18 protein-coding genes are annotated in these 20,748 nt (G+C 42.6%); 7 read left to right on the plus strand and 11 right to left on the minus strand.

The genetic code is table 11. The features are described 5' to 3' along the window. Nucleotides 1-11: 11 nt before the first annotated feature. Nucleotides 12-1,259: an MFS transporter gene (locus PSI23_RS03970; RefSeq protein WP_273553856.1), complete on the plus strand. Its 1,248-nt coding sequence runs from the start codon at nucleotides 12-14 to the stop codon at nucleotides 1,257-1,259. A gap of 134 nt (nucleotides 1,260-1,393) precedes the next feature. Here the strand turns inward: PSI23_RS03970 and PSI23_RS03975 are convergent, their stop codons facing one another. After that, nucleotides 1,394-3,430 (minus strand): choline transporter, encoded by a 2,037-nt coding sequence (locus PSI23_RS03975; protein ID WP_273553857.1) that lies wholly within the window; start codon nucleotides 3,428-3,430, stop codon nucleotides 1,394-1,396. A 209-nt stretch (nucleotides 3,431-3,639) separates the two neighbouring features. Between PSI23_RS03975 and betI the strand changes: the two genes are divergently transcribed. The 3 genes from betI to betA are packed head-to-tail and all read left to right on the plus strand — an operon-like array spanning nucleotide 3,640 to nucleotide 7,474. Beyond that, nucleotides 3,640-4,236: a transcriptional regulator BetI gene (gene betI, locus PSI23_RS03980; RefSeq protein ID WP_273553858.1), complete on the plus strand. Its 597-nt coding sequence runs from the start codon at nucleotides 3,640-3,642 to the stop codon at nucleotides 4,234-4,236. 49 nt (nucleotides 4,237-4,285) lie between these two features. Beyond that, on the plus strand, nucleotides 4,286-5,794 hold the full coding sequence (betB, locus tag PSI23_RS03985; protein ID WP_273553859.1) for a betaine-aldehyde dehydrogenase: 1,509 nt from the start codon (nucleotides 4,286-4,288) through the stop codon (nucleotides 5,792-5,794). Nucleotides 5,795-5,821: 27 nt separating this feature from the next. Continuing rightward, nucleotides 5,822-7,474: a choline dehydrogenase gene (betA, locus tag PSI23_RS03990; RefSeq protein ID WP_273553860.1), complete on the plus strand. Its 1,653-nt coding sequence runs from the start codon at nucleotides 5,822-5,824 to the stop codon at nucleotides 7,472-7,474. A gap of 97 nt (nucleotides 7,475-7,571) precedes the next feature. Here the strand turns inward: betA and PSI23_RS03995 are convergent, their stop codons facing one another. Next, nucleotides 7,572-8,093: a YtxH domain-containing protein gene (locus PSI23_RS03995; protein ID WP_273553861.1), complete on the minus strand. Its 522-nt coding sequence runs from the start codon at nucleotides 8,091-8,093 to the stop codon at nucleotides 7,572-7,574. Between the two features lie 262 nt (nucleotides 8,094-8,355). Here PSI23_RS03995 and PSI23_RS04000 point away from each other — a divergent pair, with 262 nt between their 5' ends. Both PSI23_RS04000 and PSI23_RS04005 read left to right on the plus strand, forming a co-directional pair. Continuing rightward, complete coding sequence (locus PSI23_RS04000; protein WP_273553862.1) at nucleotides 8,356-10,668, plus strand: TonB-dependent hemoglobin/transferrin/lactoferrin family receptor; 2,313 nt, start codon at nucleotides 8,356-8,358, stop codon at nucleotides 10,666-10,668. Nucleotides 10,669-10,805: 137 nt separating this feature from the next. Next, a complete protein-coding gene (locus tag PSI23_RS04005) occupies nucleotides 10,806-11,321 on the plus strand; it encodes a sigma-70 family RNA polymerase sigma factor (RefSeq protein ID WP_273553863.1) in 516 nt (171 codons plus the stop codon). A 150-nt stretch (nucleotides 11,322-11,471) separates the two neighbouring features. Here PSI23_RS04005 and nqrM read toward each other — a convergent pair whose 3' ends face one another. The 8 genes from nqrM to PSI23_RS04045 all read right to left on the minus strand — a co-directional run bounded on the left by nqrM (nucleotide 11,472) and on the right by PSI23_RS04045 (nucleotide 18,674). Then, complete coding sequence (gene nqrM / locus PSI23_RS04010) at nucleotides 11,472-11,696, minus strand: (Na+)-NQR maturation NqrM (protein WP_273553864.1); 225 nt, start codon at nucleotides 11,694-11,696, stop codon at nucleotides 11,472-11,474. Between the two features lie 16 nt (nucleotides 11,697-11,712). Continuing rightward, complete coding sequence (locus tag PSI23_RS04015) at nucleotides 11,713-12,741, minus strand: FAD:protein FMN transferase (protein ID WP_273553865.1); 1,029 nt, start codon at nucleotides 12,739-12,741, stop codon at nucleotides 11,713-11,715. Nucleotides 12,742-12,832: 91 nt separating this feature from the next. Then, complete coding sequence (nqrF, locus tag PSI23_RS04020; protein ID WP_273553866.1) at nucleotides 12,833-14,059, minus strand: NADH:ubiquinone reductase (Na(+)-transporting) subunit F; 1,227 nt, start codon at nucleotides 14,057-14,059, stop codon at nucleotides 12,833-12,835. A 15-nt stretch (nucleotides 14,060-14,074) separates the two neighbouring features. Continuing rightward, nucleotides 14,075-14,671, minus strand: a complete 597-nt coding sequence (gene nqrE, locus PSI23_RS04025; protein ID WP_086107962.1) for an NADH:ubiquinone reductase (Na(+)-transporting) subunit E — start codon at nucleotides 14,669-14,671, stop codon at nucleotides 14,075-14,077. An 8-nt stretch (nucleotides 14,672-14,679) separates the two neighbouring features. After that, nucleotides 14,680-15,309, minus strand: coding sequence for an NADH:ubiquinone reductase (Na(+)-transporting) subunit D (locus PSI23_RS04030; RefSeq protein WP_273553867.1), 630 nt, complete (start codon nucleotides 15,307-15,309; stop codon nucleotides 14,680-14,682). Further along, complete coding sequence (locus PSI23_RS04035; RefSeq protein ID WP_273553868.1) at nucleotides 15,302-16,096, minus strand: Na(+)-translocating NADH-quinone reductase subunit C; 795 nt, start codon at nucleotides 16,094-16,096, stop codon at nucleotides 15,302-15,304. Before PSI23_RS04035 ends, PSI23_RS04030 begins: the two co-directional genes overlap by 8 nt. Then, entirely contained in the window at nucleotides 16,089-17,327 is a 1,239-nt protein-coding gene (locus tag PSI23_RS04040; RefSeq protein ID WP_273553869.1) for an NADH:ubiquinone reductase (Na(+)-transporting) subunit B, read from the minus strand. The genes PSI23_RS04035 and PSI23_RS04040 overlap by 8 nt, the downstream gene beginning before the upstream one ends. 3 nt (nucleotides 17,328-17,330) lie before the next feature. Further along, nucleotides 17,331-18,674, minus strand: a complete 1,344-nt coding sequence (locus PSI23_RS04045) for a Na(+)-translocating NADH-quinone reductase subunit A (RefSeq protein WP_273553870.1) — start codon at nucleotides 18,672-18,674, stop codon at nucleotides 17,331-17,333. 530 nt (nucleotides 18,675-19,204) lie between these two features. Between PSI23_RS04045 and PSI23_RS04050 the strand changes: the two genes are divergently transcribed. Beyond that, the gene (locus PSI23_RS04050) at nucleotides 19,205-19,948 is read left to right on the plus strand and encodes a L,D-transpeptidase family protein (protein ID WP_373567280.1); all 744 of its coding nucleotides are present in this window, start codon (nucleotides 19,205-19,207) and stop codon (nucleotides 19,946-19,948) included. On the opposite strand, the gene PSI23_RS04055 is transcribed toward PSI23_RS04050, so the two are convergent. Further along, on the minus strand, nucleotides 19,919-20,686 hold the full coding sequence (locus PSI23_RS04055) for a class II glutamine amidotransferase (protein WP_273553871.1): 768 nt from the start codon (nucleotides 20,684-20,686) through the stop codon (nucleotides 19,919-19,921). The genes PSI23_RS04050 and PSI23_RS04055 overlap by 30 nt on opposite strands. Nucleotides 20,687-20,748: the final 62 nt, after the last annotated feature.

Here is a 20,748-nt window from a genome sequence, read left to right on the forward strand (position 1 = left end):
TAAGGGTAGTAATGAAAAATAATATTTCATTTTTTTTATATCAAATATCTGATATTTTGTTCACGTCCTCTACAAGAGCATTTGGCATGTTGTTTTCATGGTGGATGATTGAAGTGCTAAATCTGGATTTTCAACTTGGATGGTTTATTTTTTCATCATGGTTTTTACAAGTATTATTTCTAGTCTTCATGAGTAACCTTGGAGACAGATTCAATAAGAAAAGTATTGTATTATGTTGCATAGTCCCAACTTCATTACTTTTTATTCTCGCTAGTGTCATAGATAAAAACCTCTATATTCCATTAGGGATCATATATATTTTCGCTTCTATCTCAGCCATACTCATCCAACCTATCGGTACAAGTATTCTTCCAGAAATCAGCAATAAAAATAAATTAGAATCTGCATTTAAATACAGAGGAATTGTCAATTCAGTTAACATTATCCTTGGCCCTGCCATTTCGGGCATTGTCATCCATTATTTAAACATTGACGGAGCTTTAATCTTTATCTCTTTAATGGCAATTTCATCAATTATTGGATTTTACTTTATAAATAATCAGCAAACAGAAAAATCATCGCAACAACATAAAAGCAATATAGGAAGTATTAAAATAATCACTAAAAATCCTACAGAAGCAAGTTTAGTTATTGTTTCTTCCTTTTTTAATTTCACTGTAGTTCCATTAGTAACCTATATTACGCCACTTATTATTATAAATGAGTTTAAGCTAAGTGCTTTACAGGTGGGGATTGCTGAAGCAATGTTTGGGATCGGGATGATGATTGGCAGTGCCATCATTATTAAATATATGAATAAGTTCTTCTGTAAAGCCCATGGTGCCTTTATTTCAGCCTTAACGATCGCTGTCTGCATAGCTGGTATATCCACAGCAACCTCATTAATTGGATTATGTAGCTATATGCTAATTAGTGGAATAGGTTTGATTATTTACAATATAAATACCACCTCAATTCGATGCCTGGCAACACCTGAGTCTCATCGTAATACAATGGAATCTAAATTCCTTGCTATTTGTATAGTCTCAATACCATTGGGGATGATATCTGCAACCTACATGATAGAAAGTTATGATATAAGAGCTTTATTACTTATTTTTTCTGCCTTAATGGGATTAATGTCATTCCTTGTCCTATTTTCACCAAAATATGTAGAAATATCAAAAATGACAGAATCTCAATTGGAGGGTTATTATGGTAAAATTTATCCTGAGGCTTATCATCCAAAAAATGGATAAAAACATTAATAATAAAGATTGAATTATAAAATCAATTCTCTATTTTAGTAAAAAAATCGCCTGTAACTTCGTATAATACAGGCGATTTTTCTTTTCATTACTTATTTTTATCCTCTGCTATCTTTTATTTATTCTCAACTGGGAAAAATCAAAGTCTGCCCCGGTGCTTCTCGGTTCAAGTGAATAAAGTTCAAATGTTTTTCATAGTGATCAAGAATATCACTAATGATTTGCTCTTTCGTATAGTCCATCAAATCATTACCTTGCGTCCCTTCCATCAGGAAAGTTTCCAGTCGGTAATAATGAGACTTGCCCGATCTCGCCCGATAGGTAAACCCGGGTACAGAATAACTCTGTGGCCAAATTTGATAGACAAAATTCTGTTCATCACCTAAATCAACAATCAGCTCTAGTGGATTCAGCCGACTATCATCTTTTGCGGGCAGCACATTAAACTGAACTTTTGCACCACGCACCACCAACTCTTTAGCGACTTCCAACATAGCTGGACGACACACCATATCCAGCATCCGTTGAGTGTTTTTCGTACCTGGAAAATGCATCATGCGGCTTAGACGCTGCTTCCAGTTCAGTGAACCATTGTCATGTACAAGCGTAGGAGAAGTATTGTGCAACGAACTGGCCTTGCGGAAATCCTCCACTCGCAAGGATTTATACAGCCCCGCCATGATAAAGAAGATCACAAAACTGAAAGGTAAACCCATTATGACCGTGGTATTTTGCAAAGCAGAAATACCATCAGTCATGAGTATACCTAATGTTAATACACCGATTGCTACAGACCAGAAGACGCGCAACCAATTCGGTGCATCATTATTAATATCACTGAGGTTAGAGGTGAAATTTCCTAGTACTAATGAACCAGAATCAGCCGATGTGACATAAAACAGCAGTCCCGTAATTGTGGCAACAGAAGCGCTGAACGTAAATGCAGGATAAAGCGCCAGCAGTCTATAAAAGCCTTGTTCTGGATGCTGCAACACTGTTTCAGCCAATTGGCGATTACCATGAATAATTTCATACAACACACTGTTACCAAATATTGATAGCCACAGCAGGGTAAAAACAAATGGAATGACTAATGTTCCCATAACAAACTGGCGAATGGTTCTACCACGGGAAATCCGCGCCAAGAACAATCCGACAAACGGCGACCAAGCCACCCACCACGCCCAGAAAAATAGTGTCCAGCTATTCATCCATTCAGTCGGGCGTTCAAATGCAAAACTGTTAAGCGTCATTCCCATGAAACGGCTGATATAATCCCCGACGTTCTGCACTAATCCATTGAGCAGGAATTCAGTATCACCCACAAACAAAAGAAACAAAACCAGACCAAAGGCCAGCAGTACATTCAATTCGGACAAAAATCGAATGCCTTTGTTTACGCCGGAAGTCACAGAGACAATTGCCATCACCACAGACAATAGTATCAAGCCCCCCTGAACCCCTAATCCTTGCGGTAATTCGAAAAGTATGTTCAGGCCATAATTTAACTGTACAACGCCAATTCCCAGAGTCGTTGCAATACCAAAAATTGTCCCTATTACTGCCGCAATATCCACCGTATGACCGATCCAGCCTTTAATGCGGTTACCAAAAATAGGATAAAGTGCCGAACGAATAGTCAAAGGCAAATTATAACGGTAACTAAAATATCCCAGAGCAATTCCCATCAAGGCGTACATAGACCAGCCCGTCAGGCCATAGTGGAACAACGTCCACACCATCGCCTGACGGGCTGCTTCAATTGTTTCTCCTTGACCTATTGGTGGTTGCATATATTGCGTCACAGGCTCCGCCACCGAGAAAAACATTAAGTCAATGCCTATCCCAGCGGCAAACAGCATCGCCGCCCAGCTAAGCAGACTGAATTCCGGCTTGGATTGTTCCGGCCCCAATTTGATTGAGCCAAAGCGGGAGGCGGCAACAAAAATAACAAACACAATGTAAAGCGTCGCAGCCAGTAAATAGTACCAACCGAAAGTTTTAGAGACCCAATTCAGTGTGTTTTTTATCCAACTACTTGTTGCATCTGTAAAAAAAATAGTGAATAGAGAAAATACGATAATCAGTCCAGCCGAGGCGAAAAAAACGACAGAGTTCAAAGTATCCTTCTGAGTGTTTTTTGGACTGTCTTGTGTGTTCATAGGCAGTTCCTGAAATTAATGAAATTAAAATGCATGAAAAGAATAATTCATATAATCATTTGAATTAAAAATAAAATTTAAGACATGTTAAATAAATTTGGCCCCTTGTTGTAAAATTATTGTAATAAAACATATTTAATTTTGATTGAACATTCAATTAAAAAAAAGTTTAATACAGACTGAATGATTGATTTTCTGAGCATAAAATCATGCCAAAAATTGGAATGCAGTCGATAAGAAAACAACAACTCATTGATGCAACGTTAATCGTTGTGAATGAAGTTGGGATGCAAGAAGCAACTATTGCACAAATAGCGCGAAAAGCGGGAGTTTCCAACGGAATCATCAGCCACTATTTCAAGGATAAAAATGGACTATTGGAAGCTACCATGCGCTATCTCTTGCATCAACTGGGAATGGCAGTAGCACGCCGATTACGCCTGCTTGACAACGCAACACCCATTCAAAGGTTGAAAGCCATTGTCGAAGGGAATTTTGATCCCAGTCAGATCAGCGGCGCGGCAATGAAAACCTGGCTGGCATTCTGGGCCAGCAGTATGCACCAACCAAACTTGTATCGGTTACAACAGGTCAATGAACGCCGTTTGTATTCCAATATCTGTGTTGAATTTAAACGTGCCATGCCAAAAGCAGAAGCACGGCTGGCTGCACAAGGCCTTGCGGCATTAATCGACGGCATTTGGCTGAGAAGTGCACTCAATAACAAGCCCTTTGACATTGAAGGGACGTTCAGAATTACCATTGATTACATCGAACAGAAACTCGGGACATCCGATATAGCTTGAGTTCTGGCTTATGGCTTATGACCTGTGGACAGGCTCTTGAGGAGAACCTATGACCCATTTTGGATTACAAAAACTTTATATCCACGGTGCATATGTTGATAGCACCAGTTTTAATAACACCAAGCTCGATAATACCAGATCTGATAGCACAATTTTTGATGCAATTAATCCAGCTACGGGAGAGGTTATTGCTCAATTTCAGTCCGCAACAGAACAAGATGTTGATCTGGCTGTCGAAAGTGCCCACAAGGGGCAAAAAATCTGGGCAGCCATGACTGCGGTGGAACGTTCCCGGATCTTGCACAAGGCAGTAAATATCTTGCGTGAACGCAATGATGAGCTTGCTGAATTGGAAACACTGGATACCGGTAAACCACTTTCTGAAACTCAGCAAGTTGATATCGTTACTGGCGCTGATGTACTGGAATATTATGCTGGTTTAATTCCAGCCCTTGAAGGCCAACAAATTCCACTACGTGAATCTTCTTTCGTGTATACACGCCGTGAACCATTGGGTGTTGTAGCAGGCATTGGCGCATGGAACTACCCTATTCAAATAGCCCTCTGGAAGTCAGCACCAGCTCTGGCTGCCGGTAATGCAATGATTTTCAAACCAAGTGAAGTCACTTCCCTCACTGCTTTGAAGTTAGCTGAAATCTATACTGAGGCAGGTCTGCCTGATGGTGTTTTCAATGTCTTGACAGGAACGGGGCATGAAGTGGGACATTATCTGGCCGTTCACCCTAAAATTGCCAAGATGTCTTTTACCGGCGGTATTGTGACAGGCAAAAAGGTCATGGCAAATGCATCAGGTTCAACCCTAAAAGAAGTCACAATGGAATTGGGTGGCAAATCGCCGCTGATCATTTTTGATGATGCAGATCTGAATCGTGCTGCTGATATTGCCATGATGGCAAATTTTTTCAGTTCAGGTCAGGTTTGCACGAACGGAACACGCGTCTTTGTACCCAAGGCACTACTCTCACAATTTGAAGCAAAAATTCTTGAGCGTGTTAAACGCATTCGAATTGGTTCACCTCTCGACCCCAACACGAATTTTGGACCTTTGGTGAGCTTCCCGCACATGGAGTCTGTATTACGCTATATCGAAAGCGGCAAAAACAGCCATGCTCGCCTGCTTTGTGGTGGTGAACGTCTGCTGGGAGGTGAATTAGCGAAAGGGGCATTTATTGCACCAACAGTATTCAGTGACTGTACCGATGATATGTTGATTGCACAGGAAGAAATCTTTGGGCCAGTGATGTCTATCCTGACTTATGAAACGGAAGATGAAGTGATTGCCCGAGCCAATAACACTCATTATGGCCTGGGGGCAGGTTTAGTGACGAAAGATCTCTCCCGCGCACATCGCGTGATCCACCAACTAGAAGCTGGGATCTGCTGGATCAATACTTGGGGAGAATCTCCAGCCGCCATGCCTGTCGGCGGGTATAAACATTCTGGTGTTGGCCGGGAAAATGGACTGATCACACTACAACATTACACTCAAACCAAATCAATACAGGTGGAACTGGGCAATTTTGAATCCCTATTTTAATCCATGTCTGAAACAGAGGAGATAACAATGGTTTTTGATTACATTATTATCGGTGCTGGTTCTGCGGGTAACGTGCTTGCAACCCGTCTGACGGAAGATCCGAATGTGACTGTTCTGCTATTGGAAGCAGGCGGGCCAGATTACCGATTCGACTTCCGTACTCAAATGCCAGCGGCGCTGGCATATCCTTTGCAGGGAACCCGTTATAACTGGGCATATGAAACCGATCCTGAACCCCATATGAATGATAGACGCATGGAATGCGGACGCGGTAAGGGGCTTGGTGGTTCTTCACTGATCAATGGCATGTGCTATATCCGTGGCAATGCGATGGATTTTGATCACTGGGCAGCACAACCGGGGTTGGAAGACTGGACTTATCTTGATTGCCTTCCCTATTTTCGCAAAGCTGAATCACGGGATATTGGCGACAATGACTATCACGGCAGTGATGGGCCAGTCAGTGTCACAACCCCCAAAGCCGGTAATAATGAACTCTTCCACGCTATGGTAGAAGCAGGCGTCCAAGCTGGTTATCCACGCACTGATGATCTGAATGGCTATCAGCAAGAAGGCTTTGGGCCAATGGATCGCACCGTTACCCCTAAAGGACGCCGCGCCAGTACAGCCCGTGGCTATCTGGATCAAGCGCGATCACGCGCCAATCTCACTATCATTACCCATGCTTTGACTGATACTCTCGAATTTGAAGGAAAGACAGCCGTCGGCGTCAATTTTCATCAAGGCAATAGCTCAGCTTTGATACAAGCAAAAGCGCGTAAGGAAGTTTTGCTCTGTGCTGGAGCAATCGCCTCGCCACAGATTTTGCAACGTTCAGGCATTGGCCCTGAAGAAGTATTGAATGAATTTGGTATTCCTGCGGTACATGTATTGTCAGGCGTTGGGCGAAACTTACAAGATCACCTTGAAATGTATTTGCAGTATGAATGCCTCAAACCCATTTCCCTCTACCCAGCATTGAAATGGTATAACCAGCCTCAAATTGGCGCTGAATGGTTATTCAAAGGAACAGGCATTGGTGCCAGCAATCAATTTGAAGCTGGTGGTTTTATTCGTACCCATGAAAAATTTGCCTGGCCAAATATTCAATTTCACTTCCTGCCTGTTGCTATTAATTACAACGGCAGCAACGCCGTCAATCAACATGGTTTCCAGGCTCATGTAGGTTCTATGCGCTCTCCAAGCCGTGGTCAGGTGAAAATTAAGTCACGGGATCCGCGTCAACATCCAAGTATCTTATTCAACTATATGTCAACAGAACAAGATTGGCAGGAATTCCGCGCTGCTATTCGCATTACACGGGAAATTATGGCACAGCCAGCGCTGACTCCATATTGTGGACGTGAAATCAGCCCGGGTATTGAAATCCAGACCGATGAACAACTGGATGCCTTTATTCGTGAACATGCCGAAACAGCATTTCACCCATCTTGCAGCTGCAAAATGGGGTCAGACGAAATGGCAGTTGTAGATGGTCAAGGGCGTATGCATGGTATTGAGAATTTACGTGTTATTGATGCTTCCATTATGCCAACAATCATTACCGGTAATTTGAATGCCACAACGATCATGATAGCCGAAAAAATTGCTGATAAAATCAGAGGAATTTCACCTCTGCCACGCAGTCAGGCAAAATATTATGTCGCCAATGATGCGTAAAATAATAAGGGTGATCATTTTCAGATCACCCTTCTGATGTAATCCATTCCACATCAATCTATTCCACATCAGCAACATGTTAGATTAAAAGGATAAATTATTTTTCCTCTTTTTTATCCTTGTCACCTTTAAAACTATCGATTAAATCATCCGTCTTTTTATCAGTTTCAGATTTTATTTCTTCCGTCTTCGACTTCATGGCATCTGAAAGCTGATCGATCTTGTCACTAGCCTGATGCTGTATATCATCCGCTTTTGATTTCATGGTATCCATCACATCACTCGCTGCTTCGGTCGCCTGATTCCGCACATCAGCTACCTTGGATTTCATTTGCTCAGCGACATCACTAGCGGAATGGGTGATTTGATTTCGCACTTCCTTGGATTTATCAATCGCACTATGGCCTTCACGCAAAACGTTTTCCTTTATCTCCTGTGATTTTTCTTTTGTACTATCAGTGATACCCGTGACTGTTTTTTCAGCATCAGTTTTCATTTGCGCTGCGTTTTCTTTAGCTTGCTGTACTGTATCTTCTGCTTTTTTAGATGCATCATCACAGCCAGCAATCAGTGCCACGATACCTGCCAAGATCAGAGAACCAAGAATCTTTTTCTTCATTGACTAACCCCTTGTACTTATGGAAATTGAACTTAAAGAGCTTGCACTTACGGAAATGAAAATCTCAACGTCAACATAGTTATCAATTGATAAGGTTTAACAAAATTAGAAAATATTTCAATAAGTTATTCTTAAAGCATCTGCAATAAATAGTGGTTCCATCAAAAAATAAAAATAATTCTCATTTTTATTTGTCCACTTTGATTTCTCAAGTGACTTATTACATTAAATAATATTTACTTGATCATATTTCAGGGAATTTATGAAAAATAATAGTCAAAAATTAGAAAAACGCCTAATCGCTACCATGATTCAGAAAATTTTAAGCGGCGCACTCTCAGGGACATTCGTATTAGGGGCGGCTTTCACCAGCCCTGTTTACGCTATCGAAAATTCAACAGAGCAAAAAGCTGAAAAGAAAAATGAGGTGATGAAATTACCTACACTTTCTATCGTTGAGAGTTTACACAATAGCACCAGCGCAGGAAGTTCAGTGCTCAAAAAAGCGGATATTGATCGGACTCAGGCAGATAACATTGCTCAATTACTCGACCAACTTCCCGGTGTTTCAATGTCAGGATCTCCGCGTCCCGGTGGACAAACCTTGAATATCTGGGGAATGGGAGACCAAGAAGATGTCAAAGTCACTCTAGATGATGCACCAAAAGGATTCGAGAAGTACCGTCAGGGTTCCATTTTTATTGAACCTGAATTAATCAAACGTGTAGACGTTGATAAAGGGCCACACAATTTGCTGAACGGCAACGGTGGATTTGGTGGTTCTGTCAAAATTGTAACGAAAGATGCTGGCGATTTGTTGCGCCCAGATGAGGATTGGGGCGGCTTGGTCAAACAAAGCTACCATACCAATGACAGACAGTGGATCAATAGTGGCGCAATATATGGCAGAGATCCCAACGGTTTTGTTGATGGCTTACTCTATGTCAGTAAACGTGATGGACACAATATCAAACGCCCTGATGGCACACGTTTTGAGTTCTCTCAAAACAACCAAACATCCTATTTATTGAAAACCAATATCTATCCCAATGACACACATACTATCAGTTTATCTGCCATGCGCTCTGAATCAGATGGCTGGCAACCTTGGGCGGCTAAACGGGATAAGATGAATATCCCCTCCGCCAGTGAAATAAAAAAATATGGTCTGGACAAGGCATGGAAAACAAAATTAGTTTTTCGTGATCAAATCGATCAAAACTATTCTGCCAAATGGAATATCGCTCCAGAAGATAATCCATGGCTAAATCTGACGATGACTTATACCTATTCGAATACTAAACAAAATGATCGTCGCCCTGAAATAGAAGGTGTTAACTTCGCATCTGCAGGAATTATGGGGCAAAGAAGTTGGATTAAATATGTTGATCAACTAGCTGATATAAATAATAAAAGTGTGTTTTTAATTGGCACAGTAGAACACGAATTATTAATGGGTGCTCGTTGGCATAAAAACCAACGCCATATTTTGATGTTTGATAAGAATAAAAAGGACGATCCAGCATTTAATTATGGCTATTATCAACCTGGTTATATGCCAGCTGGAGATCAACAAACTTACAGTTTCTATATTCAGGATTCACTAAAATTAGGTAGTGTCACCATCACACCTGGCATCCGTTATGACCATATCAACAATGTAGGTAAAGAAAATAATGCCTCGATATATAACAACAAATCGCCTGAAATAAATCATGACTATAACAGGGTAACGTACACTGGATGGACACCTCATCTGGGTATGATATGGCAAGCCAACAAAAATCTGTCACTATTTGCAGATATCAGCCGTACATGGCGTGCTCCAGTAGTTGATGAGCAATATGAAGTACAGTCAATAGGTAGTCTTCCTGGTTCCAGTCGTAATCTTGATGTTGAAAGGATGACAGGAATTCGTCTTGGCACCATTCTCAATTTCGATAATCTGATGCTTGAAGATGATAGCCTGCAAATCCGCACCACCCTATTCCGTAACCGCGGTACAGATGAAATCTTTAAAAGACGTGGAATTTATTGTAAAGCTCAGATTGAAAGTGGTTCGAGCAGCTCATGTGAAAAACCTCTGGCAAATTATCGCAATCTGTCCGGTTATACCATTGAAGGGCTGGAAATTGAGACTTTCTATGATAGCAGAACGCTATTCGGGAAATTCTCTTTCTCCACCATGCGCGGCCAGCGTGATGCTTCCATGCGCGATCCGTGGCTAGGTCGTAAAACCTGGATTGCAGAAATACCACCAACGTCTGCACATGCCATGTTGGGATTCAAGATTCCACAATGGCAAATGACAATGGGCTGGAAAGGCGATTTTATCCGTAAACAAGACCGTTCACCAAGGGATGATGATCCAATGGCTATTTCCTGGTCACTCCCTAAAAGTAGCGGTTACGCCTTGCACAGTTTATTTGCAAGCTGGCGTCCTCCTTATATGAAAGGCTTTGAAGCACGGATCACCATCGATAACCTATTCAACCGCGATTATTATCCGTACTTAGGAGAAGCGGTTTCAGGAATCGGCCGTAATTACAAATTCAGTATTTCACAACAGTTCTAACTGACATTTAGCTATTCAATCGCTAACCCTCTTAATTTTTAAGGGGGTTAGGTCTAGAATGCTGCGTTGACTTCTTCCAAATAAATACAAATAATAATCATTATCATATTTATCCTATCCCATCAGGCAATATCATCATGGCGGTGCAAAAAAGCACATTTGGGCACAATCAAATCGCCCAAAAACTCTATTCCGATTACCATCACTGGTTATGTAACTGGATCAGACAAAACAGTGCTTGTCCAAATCATGCCGAAGATCTCACCCATGAGGTTTTTATTAAATTGATGCAATCTTCAGATCTTGAGGATATCCGCCAGCCAAGAGCATTTTTAATGACGATAGCCCGTAGAACCCTTGCCAATTACTGGCGCAGGAAAAAACTAGAAGACAATTATCTGGAATATATTAGGGTAATGCCTACAATTTCATCACATTCTTCTGAAAATCAACTCGTGCTGTTAGAACGGTTAGAAAAGATAGATAAAACTCTGGATGAATTGCCGACAAAAGTTCGACAGGCATTTCTACTCACTCAGCTACAAGGCCTACGTTACAAAGAAGTTGCAAAAGATTTAGGCATCTCAATAAGTTCAGTGAAACATTACTTAAATCAAGTCCACAGAAAATGCCATCCTTTCGACATGTCTTGAACAAAATGTCTTGAACAGAATGTCTTGAACAGAATGTCTTGAATAGAATACCTTGAACAAGCATCTCTGAATAGACAACAAAAACCCGCTGTTTATCTGGCAGCGGGTTACTTTTTTCTAATCTAAAATTAGTTGGATTGTAAAACAACATCACAGAATACGATTCTTCTCCAACTGTGCTTGATGAGTAGCTTCCCTTGCCATGCGTTTTTTGCGCGCATCGCAGGGTTCAGGACAATCGCAAACTTTTTCTACGCCGATGCTTCCCAAGCCACCACAACTTCCTTGAATACTCTTGCGCTTAAAAATATAGCCCAATGCCATTCCCGCAAATGCCAACAGGAAAAAGATAAAAGCAGCAATAAAGACTTCCATAACCTTTTCCCCTCTCTTATTTCTTCTGTAAGTATGCCTTAAAAGCAGTACTATAATGTTCTTCAAAACCCTCTTTGGTTTTGACAATCATAAAGACCGGAATATTCAGCTTTTCAGCCAGTTCCATTCCTTTCTCTGGCCCCAATACATCCAAGCCTGTGGAAAAACCATCTGCACTCATGCAAGTCGGTGCTATCACAGTAATTGAAACCAAATTATGTGTTATCGGCCTGCTGGTTTTAGGGTTAATGGTGTGGGAGTAACGCACGCCATTCTGTTCAAAATAGTTTCGATAATCACCCGATGTTGCCACAGACATATTGCCCGGCTCAATGATCTCCTGAGCACTCTGTGCCATGCCACTATCCGATGGTTTTTCTATCGCTATCCGCCATGGATTGCCTTTGCCATTGTTGCCCAATGTGCGTACTTCACCGCCAATATCAACCATGTAGTTTTTGATGTGCTGAGATTTCAGATACTCAACTACCGCATCAACACCATAACCTTTAGCAATGGAAGAGAGATCAACATACAGTTCAGGGATGGATTTAATCAGATTATTACCTTCAACAGACAAGTGATTAATGCCTGTCCACGCTCGGCGAGTCTCTAACTCTTCATCCTTCGGTGCTTTGGTAATTCGCCCTTCCGGCCCAAATCCCCACAAATTCACCAATGGGCCAACAGTGACATCCAGTGCACCTTCTGTCAGCTTATTGATTCGAATAGCTTCTTTGACAACTTTCGCTGTCGCGGCAGATACCGGAAACGGTTTATTCACTTCACGGCTTTGATTAAAACGACTCAATTCAGAATTTGGCCGATAAGTGGACATCTGATCGTTCACCTCTTCCAGTAACCGATCAATCTCTTTTTGTAGGTTTTCTGGGGCAGGTGCAGACGAGTCAGCAACATATTTAACGGAGTAATACGTCCCCATTGTTTGCCCATTCAAGTTTTGCTGTTCAGGGCCACCACACGCTGCCAGTAGCACAACCGAAAACAACAATGCCCCCCAGTGGATAATTTTTTTACTCAACATAATTCACTCTTTCTGACCCATTTTGGTTCTTTCTGAATCGTCAGCGCCCACAAAAGTGGGCGCTTATCATTAAATCAGATTGTTACAAACATCAGCCGCCGAAGTCATCCAGCATGATGTTTTCATCTTCTACGCCGAGGTCTTTCAGCATCTTAATAACCGCGGCGTTCATGACTGGAGGCCCACACATATAGAATTCACAGTCTTCTGGTGCCGGATGATCTTTCAGGTAGTTCTCATACAGGACATTATGAATAAAGCCTGTGTAACCATCCCAATTATCTTCCGGCAGAGCATCTGACAATGCCACATGCCATGTGAAGTTCTCATTTTCTGCCGCCAGCTGATCGAAATCTTCGGTATAGAACATTTCACGTTTAGAACGTGCACCATACCAGAAGGTGATCTTGCGCTTGGAGCTCAAACGCTTGAGCTGGTCGAAGATATGAGAACGCATTGGCGCCATACCTGCACCACCACCGATGAAGACCATTTCTGCATCAGTATCTTTCGCAAAGAATTCACCAAATGGACCAGAAATTGTTACCTTATCACCCGCTTTCAGTGACCAAATATATGAAGACATGATACCCGGAACAACATCTGGATTTCTTGGTGGTGGCGTTGCAATACGTACATTCAGCATGATAATGCCATGCTCTTCCGGATAGTTCGCCATTGAATATGCACGAACCGTCGGTTCTTTCACTTCAGAGACATAACGGAACAGATTGAATTTATCCCAATCTTCACGGTATTCCTGTGGTACTTCATAATCCGCATAACGGGCAATGTGTGGAGGACATTCAATCTGAATGTAACCACCTGCACGGAATGGCACCACTTCCCCATCAGGAATTTTCAGCTTCAATTCTTTAATGAAAGTTGCTTTGTTATCGTTGGAGATAACTTCACACTCCCATTTCTTAACGCCGAAGATCTCCTCTGGCAGCTCGATTTTCAGGTCTTGTTTAACATTAACCTGACATGCCAATCGGCAGCCTTCTTTTGCTTCACGCTTATTGATGTGGGAAAGTTCCGTTGGCAGGATATCACCACCGCCTTCACTGATTTTCACACGGCACTGACCACAAGAGCCACCACCACCGCACGCAGAGGAAACGAAAATCCCTTGGTTGGAAAGCATATTTAACAATTTGTCACCAGCGGGAGCAGAGAAACTCTTGTCCTCATCGCCATTGACTTCAACTTTAATATCCCCGGTGTTTACTAACTTAGATTTTGCGAACAAAATCATTGCCGTCAGTACCAACACAATCAGGGTAAACATTACTACGCCTAAGATGATTATATCCATGAATTCTTCTCGCCTTTAGAGCTGCACACCGGAGAAGGACATAAAACCCAATGCCATCAAACCGGTGGTGACAAAGGTGATTCCCAATCCTTTCAGACCTGCCGGAACATCCGCATATTTCATTTTTTCACGGATCGCAGCCATCAGAACAATCGCCAACATCCAACCCATACCTGAGCCGAAACCGTATACGATGGACTCTCCGAAGTTATAGTCACGCTGTGCCATGAATGAAACGCCACCGAAAATTGCACAGTTCACTGTAATCAACGGCAGGAAAATACCCAACGCGTTGTAAAGTGCCGGAACATAACGGTCTAAGATCATTTCCAGGATCTGTACCAGTGCAGCAATTACCCCGATAAAGGTAATGAAGTTCAGGAAGCTCAAATCCACCCCATCCATCAAGGCTCCATCACGGAGTACCAGATTGTAGACAAGGTTATTGGCAGGAACGGAAATTCCCAATACAACAGTTACAGCTACACCCAGGCCAAAAGCCGTTTTAACGTTCTTTGATACCGCCAAAAACGTACACATACCGAGGAAGAAAGATAGCGCCATATTCTCGATAAAAACTGCGCGGACGAACAAACTAATATAGTGTTCCATTTTGTTTGTTACTCCTTCTCAACCTGCGCAGGTTTCAGAGTCCGCAGACCCCAAATCAGCATACCAATAATGAAGAATGCACTCGGTGCCAGAAGGAACAAGCCATTTGGTTGATACCAACCGCCATTTTTGACAGATTCCAGCACTGTAATACCGAACAATTTCCCTGAACCAAACAGTTCACGCAAGAAACCAACCAGCAACAGAATGACGCCATAGCCCAAACCATTACCGATACCATCCATGAAACTTTCAACTGGTGGTGCTTTCATGGCGTAGGCTTCAGCACGTCCCATTACAATACAGTTCGTGATGATAAGACCAACAAACACCGATAGCTGTTTGGAAATTTCGTAGGCATAAGCCTGCAAAATCTGGTCTACTACGATAACGAGTGATGCAATGATCGCCATTTGCACAATGATTCGCACACTGCCAGGAATGTAGTTACGAATCAATGAAATGAAAAAGTTAGAAAATGCTGTCACTAATGTCACAGCAATAGTCATAACCAACGCAGTTTCCAGTTTGGTGGTTACAGCCAGTGCCGAACACACCCCCAGAACCTGCAATGCAATTGGGTTATTATCAAACAGCGGCCCAATAAGGACGCGTTTTATCTCTTTACTATCAGCCATCTTTCAAGGCTCCCTCGCGTACTTTTTTCAGGAACGGGCCAAAACCGTTATCACCCAGCCAGAAATCAAACATATGCTGAACACCGTTAGAGGTCAGGGTCGCGCCGGATAGACCATCTACACCATAAGGGTTATCACCAGCACCACCACGAACAACTTTAATCGCTGGCTCACCTTGTGGGTTATAGAGCTTTTTACCCACCCACTGCTTACGCCATTGTGGGTTATCAACTTCACCACCCAAACCCGGTGTTTCACCCTGAGAGTAGTAAGTAATGCCATGAGAGGTTACGCCATCTATATCAATGGCAACGAAGGCATACATCATTGACCACAGGCCAGAACCGTACACTGGCAAAACCAGTTCAGTCGTTTTGCCTTGCTCATCCTTAACCAGATAAATTTCTGCCATATTGGCACGGCGACGAATTTTCGCCAGATCCTGCTCTGGTAATAAAGCGACACTGGTTTCGTCACTGCGCAGAGCATTATTCAGGTCGAAATTGCCGCTGCTTTTTTCCAATGTTGCCGTTTTCAAGTCAAGCAATTCAGGCTGAATACGGCTGCTATAGATTTCTTTGATTTCCGTGGCCGTCATGCCCGATTTTAACAAACCAGCCACATCCAGAATATTACGCTGTTTATCCAGCAGTTTCTGTTCCTGCTGCTGTGCTTTCAAACCTACGGCTGACCCAGCAACCACAATTGAACATACAAGGCACAGTACAAAAACAACGAGAAACGTCCTGCCGACACTGTCATTATTTTTTGGTTTATCATTAGCCACGGGCTTTTCTCCGCTTAATATTGGCCTGTACGACCAGATAATCGAACAGTGGCGCGAACAGGTTAGCGAACAGAATCGCCAACATCATTCCTTCTGGATACGCTGGGTTTACAACTCTGATCAAAATACACATAACACCGATCAGAATACCGTATGCCCATTTACCTTTATCCGTAAACGCTGCGGATACAGGGTCAGTAGCCATAAAGATCATACCGAAAGCGAAGCCTCCCAGAACCATATGCCAGTACCATGGCATAGCAAACATTGGGTTAGTGCTGGAGCCAATCGCATTAAACAGGTAAGACATTGCAATCATACCGATCATCACACCAGCAACGATGCGCCATGAAGCGATACGAGCAAACAGAATGATGGCACCACCGATAAAAATCATCAGAGTGGAGACTTCACCAATTGAACCGGGAATGTTACCAATGAAAGCATCCATCCAAGTGATTGGCTGCCCAGTAATGGTATTCATCAAACCGTGGCTACCCGCAGTTGCCCATTGAGACAAAGGCGTTGCACCAGAGAAACCGTCAGCCGCAGTCCAGACCAAATCGCCAGAAATCTGGGCGGGATAAGCAAAGAACAGAAAAGCGCGACCAGCCAAGGCTGGGTTAAGGAAGTTACGACCAGTACCACCAAAGATTTCTTTCGCAACCACTACGCCGAAAGTAATCCCCAAAGCAGCCTGCCACAATGGCAGTGTTGGTGGAACAATCAGTGCAAACAAAATGGAGCTGACAAAGAAGCCTTCGTTGATTTCGTGTTTACGGATAATGGCAAACAAAACTTCCCAGAAACCACCAACGACAAAAACAACCGCATAAATTGGCAGGAAGTAAGTCGCTCCTAACAGCATTTTACTGCACCACCCTGCATCTGGTGTCAATGACGCACCAAGATACTGAGCAAGTACATAATGCCAATCAGAAGACAAAATCTGCTGTAAGGCATCTCCATTATATAAATTAGTCAGGGCTGGTATTGCCTGATTCCCGACGTTATACATTCCCCAAAACATCGCAGGGAAAACAGATAGCCACACCAAGATCATCATGCGTTTGAGATCAATGGCATCACGAACATGGGCACGCCCTTTTGTCACTATACCCGGCGTGTAGAAAACGGTGCTTACTGCCTCATAGAGAGGATAATATTTTTCCAGTTTGCCGCCGGCCTCAAAGTGATGCTCTACTTTTTCAAATAAATTTTTCAGGCCCATGAGTTACCCTTCCAGCTCAATCTTAGTCAGCACGTCACGCAGTACTGGACCGTACTCATATTTGCCGGGGCAAACATAGGTACACAATGCCAAATCTTCTTCATCCAACTCCAGACAACCCAGCGCCTGAGCACTATCAGTATCGCCTGCAAGCAAGTCACGCAATAGGTGCGTTGCCATGATATCCAGTGGCATTACACGCTCATAGTTGCCAATTGGCACCATGGAACGTTCCCCACCATTTGTCGTGGTTGAGAAAGCAAAACGTTTCTTTTTCAGGAAATGGCCAATTGTGGTGCGGGTAATAGAAAACTTATTAATACCCGGAGCGATCCAACCGAATAGCTCTTTTTCCCGACCTTCTGCAAGGACGGAAACTAATGTATGGAAGCGGCCAAGATAATGGCGAGCATCATCTGATTTTGTCCCACACAGTACGGAACCAGAAATAATACGGTTGTCACCTTCTTTCAACTGATTTTGCGTCAATTCCAGCAAATCAGCACCCAGCTTGGTACGTACCAGCCGTGGAGATTTAACCTGCGGCCCAGCCAGAGATACTATGCGATCAGTATAAAGTTCACCTGTGGTAAACAGTTTACCGATGGCAATGACATCCTGATACCCCAGATGCCATACCATTTTCTGAGCACTGACAGGTTCAATGAAATGAATATGAGTACCAACCAAACCGGCTGGATGTGGGCCAGCAAACTGGTTATATATGATTTGAGCGTTATTTCCTGCTGTTGGAATATTTCCAGCGCCATGGCAGACGTGGATTTTCTCATCTGTCAATTTTGACAGAACATTCAGGCCATCAACAAAAGCCTCTTCCTGAGTAGCAATAACGACTAAAGGATCAGCAGCCAGTGGCTGAGTATCCATCGCCGTAACAAAGATTGCCTTTGGTGTGGAACCGGGAACAGGAGAATGACTGAAAGGACGTGTACGCAATGCTGTCCACAGCCCTGATGCAAGCAGATTTTTCTCTACCTGTTCACGGCTCAGGCCAGCAAGTTCAGCACGTTCGTAGCGATCAAACGTAACTTTCTCATCACCATTCACTTCAATAACGACAGATTGCAGGACACGGCGCTCACCACGCCCAATGGTTACAATTTTACCGCTTGCAGGACTAGTGAAAATAACCCCTGGGTTCTTTTTGTCTTCAAAAAGAATTTGCCCTTTTTTAACATGCTCACCTTCCTTAACCAGCATAGAAGGACGCATTCCAACATATTCTTCGCCCAATAAAGCGACATGGCGAATTGTTGGACCGTCTTCTATAACTTGGGCAGGCTCTCCTGCTATCGGGAGGTTGAGTCCTTTTTTAATTTTTATCATAAGATTTGCACAAGTTTATCAGTTAAATCATATACTACAGATTACCCTAGGGTATTTCCTTGGGGTAATGCAGCGACTTCAGTAATAAAAAAACACCTTGAGCGATATATGTCTCAAGTTATTCACTCCGATAATCGTTACAATTTTCTCTTAATTTTAGCCAGCGGCAATTCTAACATCTCCCCCACTGACTGTCTGATTAATCAAGTGACATGGCTCAAGCAAATAAGAATAATTTCTCTGCTGAACTGTTAACTACTCGAGAAAGACGAATTATTGCCTCACTTTTCTCTACAGCAGGGCGATTTTTAACCGAAAAGTAACTTCACAAGAACAGGATATCACTGCTATCTTTTATTCATTATTTCACTAAAAAATTGCCATCCCAATCCTGATATTTCACCTATCTGTCCGGTTATGTTATGAAAAAAATAGTATTTTGCCTTTCATTGAGTCTATTACTATTACATGTGCCCTTTTTTGTCGTGGCCCACTTTTCCGTGACACGATTTCCCGTAACGCAATCCTCAATCACACACTCTTCTCTATCACAATCTGCTACTACACGACCTACTACTCAACCTGTTACTACACCAGAGGTTTTTTCATGGCCCAAACTGCCAACCAGGAAACCGCTATTGAAAAGAATGGGTGCCAAGATTTTCATTCAAATATTCAAAGAAGAAAAACTTCTTGAGCTTTATACGAAAGACAACACAGACCATTATCAATTGACTCAAAGCTATCCTATTTGTAATTACTCTGGAGGACTTGGCCCAAAGACACTGAAAGGTGATTTTAAAAGCCCTGAAGGGTTTTACCATGCCAGCCTCAAACAATTAAAGCCAAATAGCCACTATTATCGAGCCATTAATCTGGGCTTTCCCAATGAATTTGATAAATTCAAAGGATATTCCGGCAGGGATTTAATGATTCATGGTGCATGTAAATCTATTGGCTGTTATGCCATGACCAATCGTTATATGGATGAGATATATCAGTACGCGGAAAGTGCATTTCATTATGGGCAGCATGAAATCAAAATCAATATTTATCCTTTCAGAATGACTCCGCAAAATATGAAGCGACATCAAAATAATGACAATTACCTGTTTTGGAAACAATTACAGCCCGCCTATGAGTATTTTGTCCAAAATAGCATTCCTGCTACTGTTAGCGTAATAGGCGGGCAATATATTGTTAACGTAAACCCAAAAAATCAGCTCCCCTTATGGAACAGTGAATCAGACTATCTTCTCTCCAAGATGGAATAGCGCATAGTTACCTGATTCGATACGATGCCAAGATTCATTTCCAGTTAAAGGTTGAGTCGCAATCACTGATACTACATCCCCTGGTTGAGTATGCTGCTGAAAGTCAATTTCAACATCCTGATCAAGTAATTTGGCCCTGCCAAAAGGAGCACGACGAGTAATCCAATACAATTGGGTCGAACAGTAAGCCATGACAAACTGCCCATCCGACAACAACATATTGAAAACACCTTTTTTTCTCAGCTGATGGGCCAGAGAGGCAATAAACTTAAATACTGCCGGCCAATTGGAAGGTCGCTTGGGATATTTCAACGATAGCTGATGCAATATCCAGCAAAATGCCCATTCACTGTCTGTCTCTCCAACCGGTCGATAACTACCCGTTTTCAACTTATTGTGTCCCTTAAGTTGGCCATTATGGGCATAAGTCCAGTATTTTCCCCACAACTCACGGGTAAATGGATGGGTATTTACCAGAGAAACATTACCTCTGTTTGCCTGACGAATATGAGCCACAATCACTTCTGATTTGATCGGATAGCCCTGTACAAATTGAGCCACAGGTGAATGACAACTGGATTGATGATCTTTAAACGTTCTGTATCCCAATCCCTCATAGAAGGTAACTCCCCAGCCATCCTTATGAGGGCCGGTATGCCCACCACGCTGAATTAAGCCACTCAGACTGAAAATAATATCTGTTGGCACGTTGGCATTCATGCCAAGTAATTCACACATTGCCTACCTCTAACGCCTACTCCTACTGCCTATTCCTAATACTTATTTCTAACGAACAGCAA

Source organism: Xenorhabdus yunnanensis, assembly GCF_028598805.1.
GTDB classification, from domain to species: domain Bacteria; phylum Pseudomonadota; class Gammaproteobacteria; order Enterobacterales; family Enterobacteriaceae; genus Xenorhabdus; species Xenorhabdus yunnanensis.

Excerpts from the sequence above, each read along its gene's own strand:
- betB (WP_273553859.1), top strand. The coding sequence starts at position 4,286 with ATGACCCATTTTGGATTACAAAAACTTTATATCCACGGTGCATATGTT.
- PSI23_RS04030 (WP_273553867.1), bottom strand. The coding sequence starts at position 15,309 with ATGGCTGATAGTAAAGAGATAAAACGCGTCCTTATTGGGCCGCTGTTT.
- PSI23_RS03970 (WP_273553856.1), top strand. The coding sequence starts at position 12 with ATGAAAAATAATATTTCATTTTTTTTATATCAAATATCTGATATTTTG.
- betA (WP_273553860.1), top strand. The coding sequence starts at position 5,822 with ATGGTTTTTGATTACATTATTATCGGTGCTGGTTCTGCGGGTAACGTG.
- PSI23_RS03975 (WP_273553857.1), bottom strand. The coding sequence starts at position 3,430 with ATGAACACACAAGACAGTCCAAAAAACACTCAGAAGGATACTTTGAAC.
- PSI23_RS04040 (WP_273553869.1), bottom strand. The coding sequence starts at position 17,327 with ATGGGCCTGAAAAATTTATTTGAAAAAGTAGAGCATCACTTTGAGGCC.
- PSI23_RS04055 (WP_273553871.1), bottom strand. The coding sequence starts at position 20,686 with ATGTGTGAATTACTTGGCATGAATGCCAACGTGCCAACAGATATTATT.
- nqrF (WP_273553866.1), bottom strand. The coding sequence starts at position 14,059 with ATGGATATAATCATCTTAGGCGTAGTAATGTTTACCCTGATTGTGTTG.
- PSI23_RS04000 (WP_273553862.1), top strand. The coding sequence starts at position 8,356 with ATGAAAAATAATAGTCAAAAATTAGAAAAACGCCTAATCGCTACCATG.
- betI (WP_273553858.1), top strand. The coding sequence starts at position 3,640 with ATGCCAAAAATTGGAATGCAGTCGATAAGAAAACAACAACTCATTGAT.
- nqrE (WP_086107962.1), bottom strand. The coding sequence starts at position 14,671 with ATGGAACACTATATTAGTTTGTTCGTCCGCGCAGTTTTTATCGAGAAT.
- nqrM (WP_273553864.1), bottom strand. The coding sequence starts at position 11,696 with ATGGAAGTCTTTATTGCTGCTTTTATCTTTTTCCTGTTGGCATTTGCG.
- PSI23_RS04015 (WP_273553865.1), bottom strand. The coding sequence starts at position 12,741 with ATGTTGAGTAAAAAAATTATCCACTGGGGGGCATTGTTGTTTTCGGTT.
- PSI23_RS04045 (WP_273553870.1), bottom strand. The coding sequence starts at position 18,674 with ATGATAAAAATTAAAAAAGGACTCAACCTCCCGATAGCAGGAGAGCCT.
- PSI23_RS04005 (WP_273553863.1), top strand. The coding sequence starts at position 10,806 with ATGGCGGTGCAAAAAAGCACATTTGGGCACAATCAAATCGCCCAAAAA.
- PSI23_RS03995 (WP_273553861.1), bottom strand. The coding sequence starts at position 8,093 with ATGAAGAAAAAGATTCTTGGTTCTCTGATCTTGGCAGGTATCGTGGCA.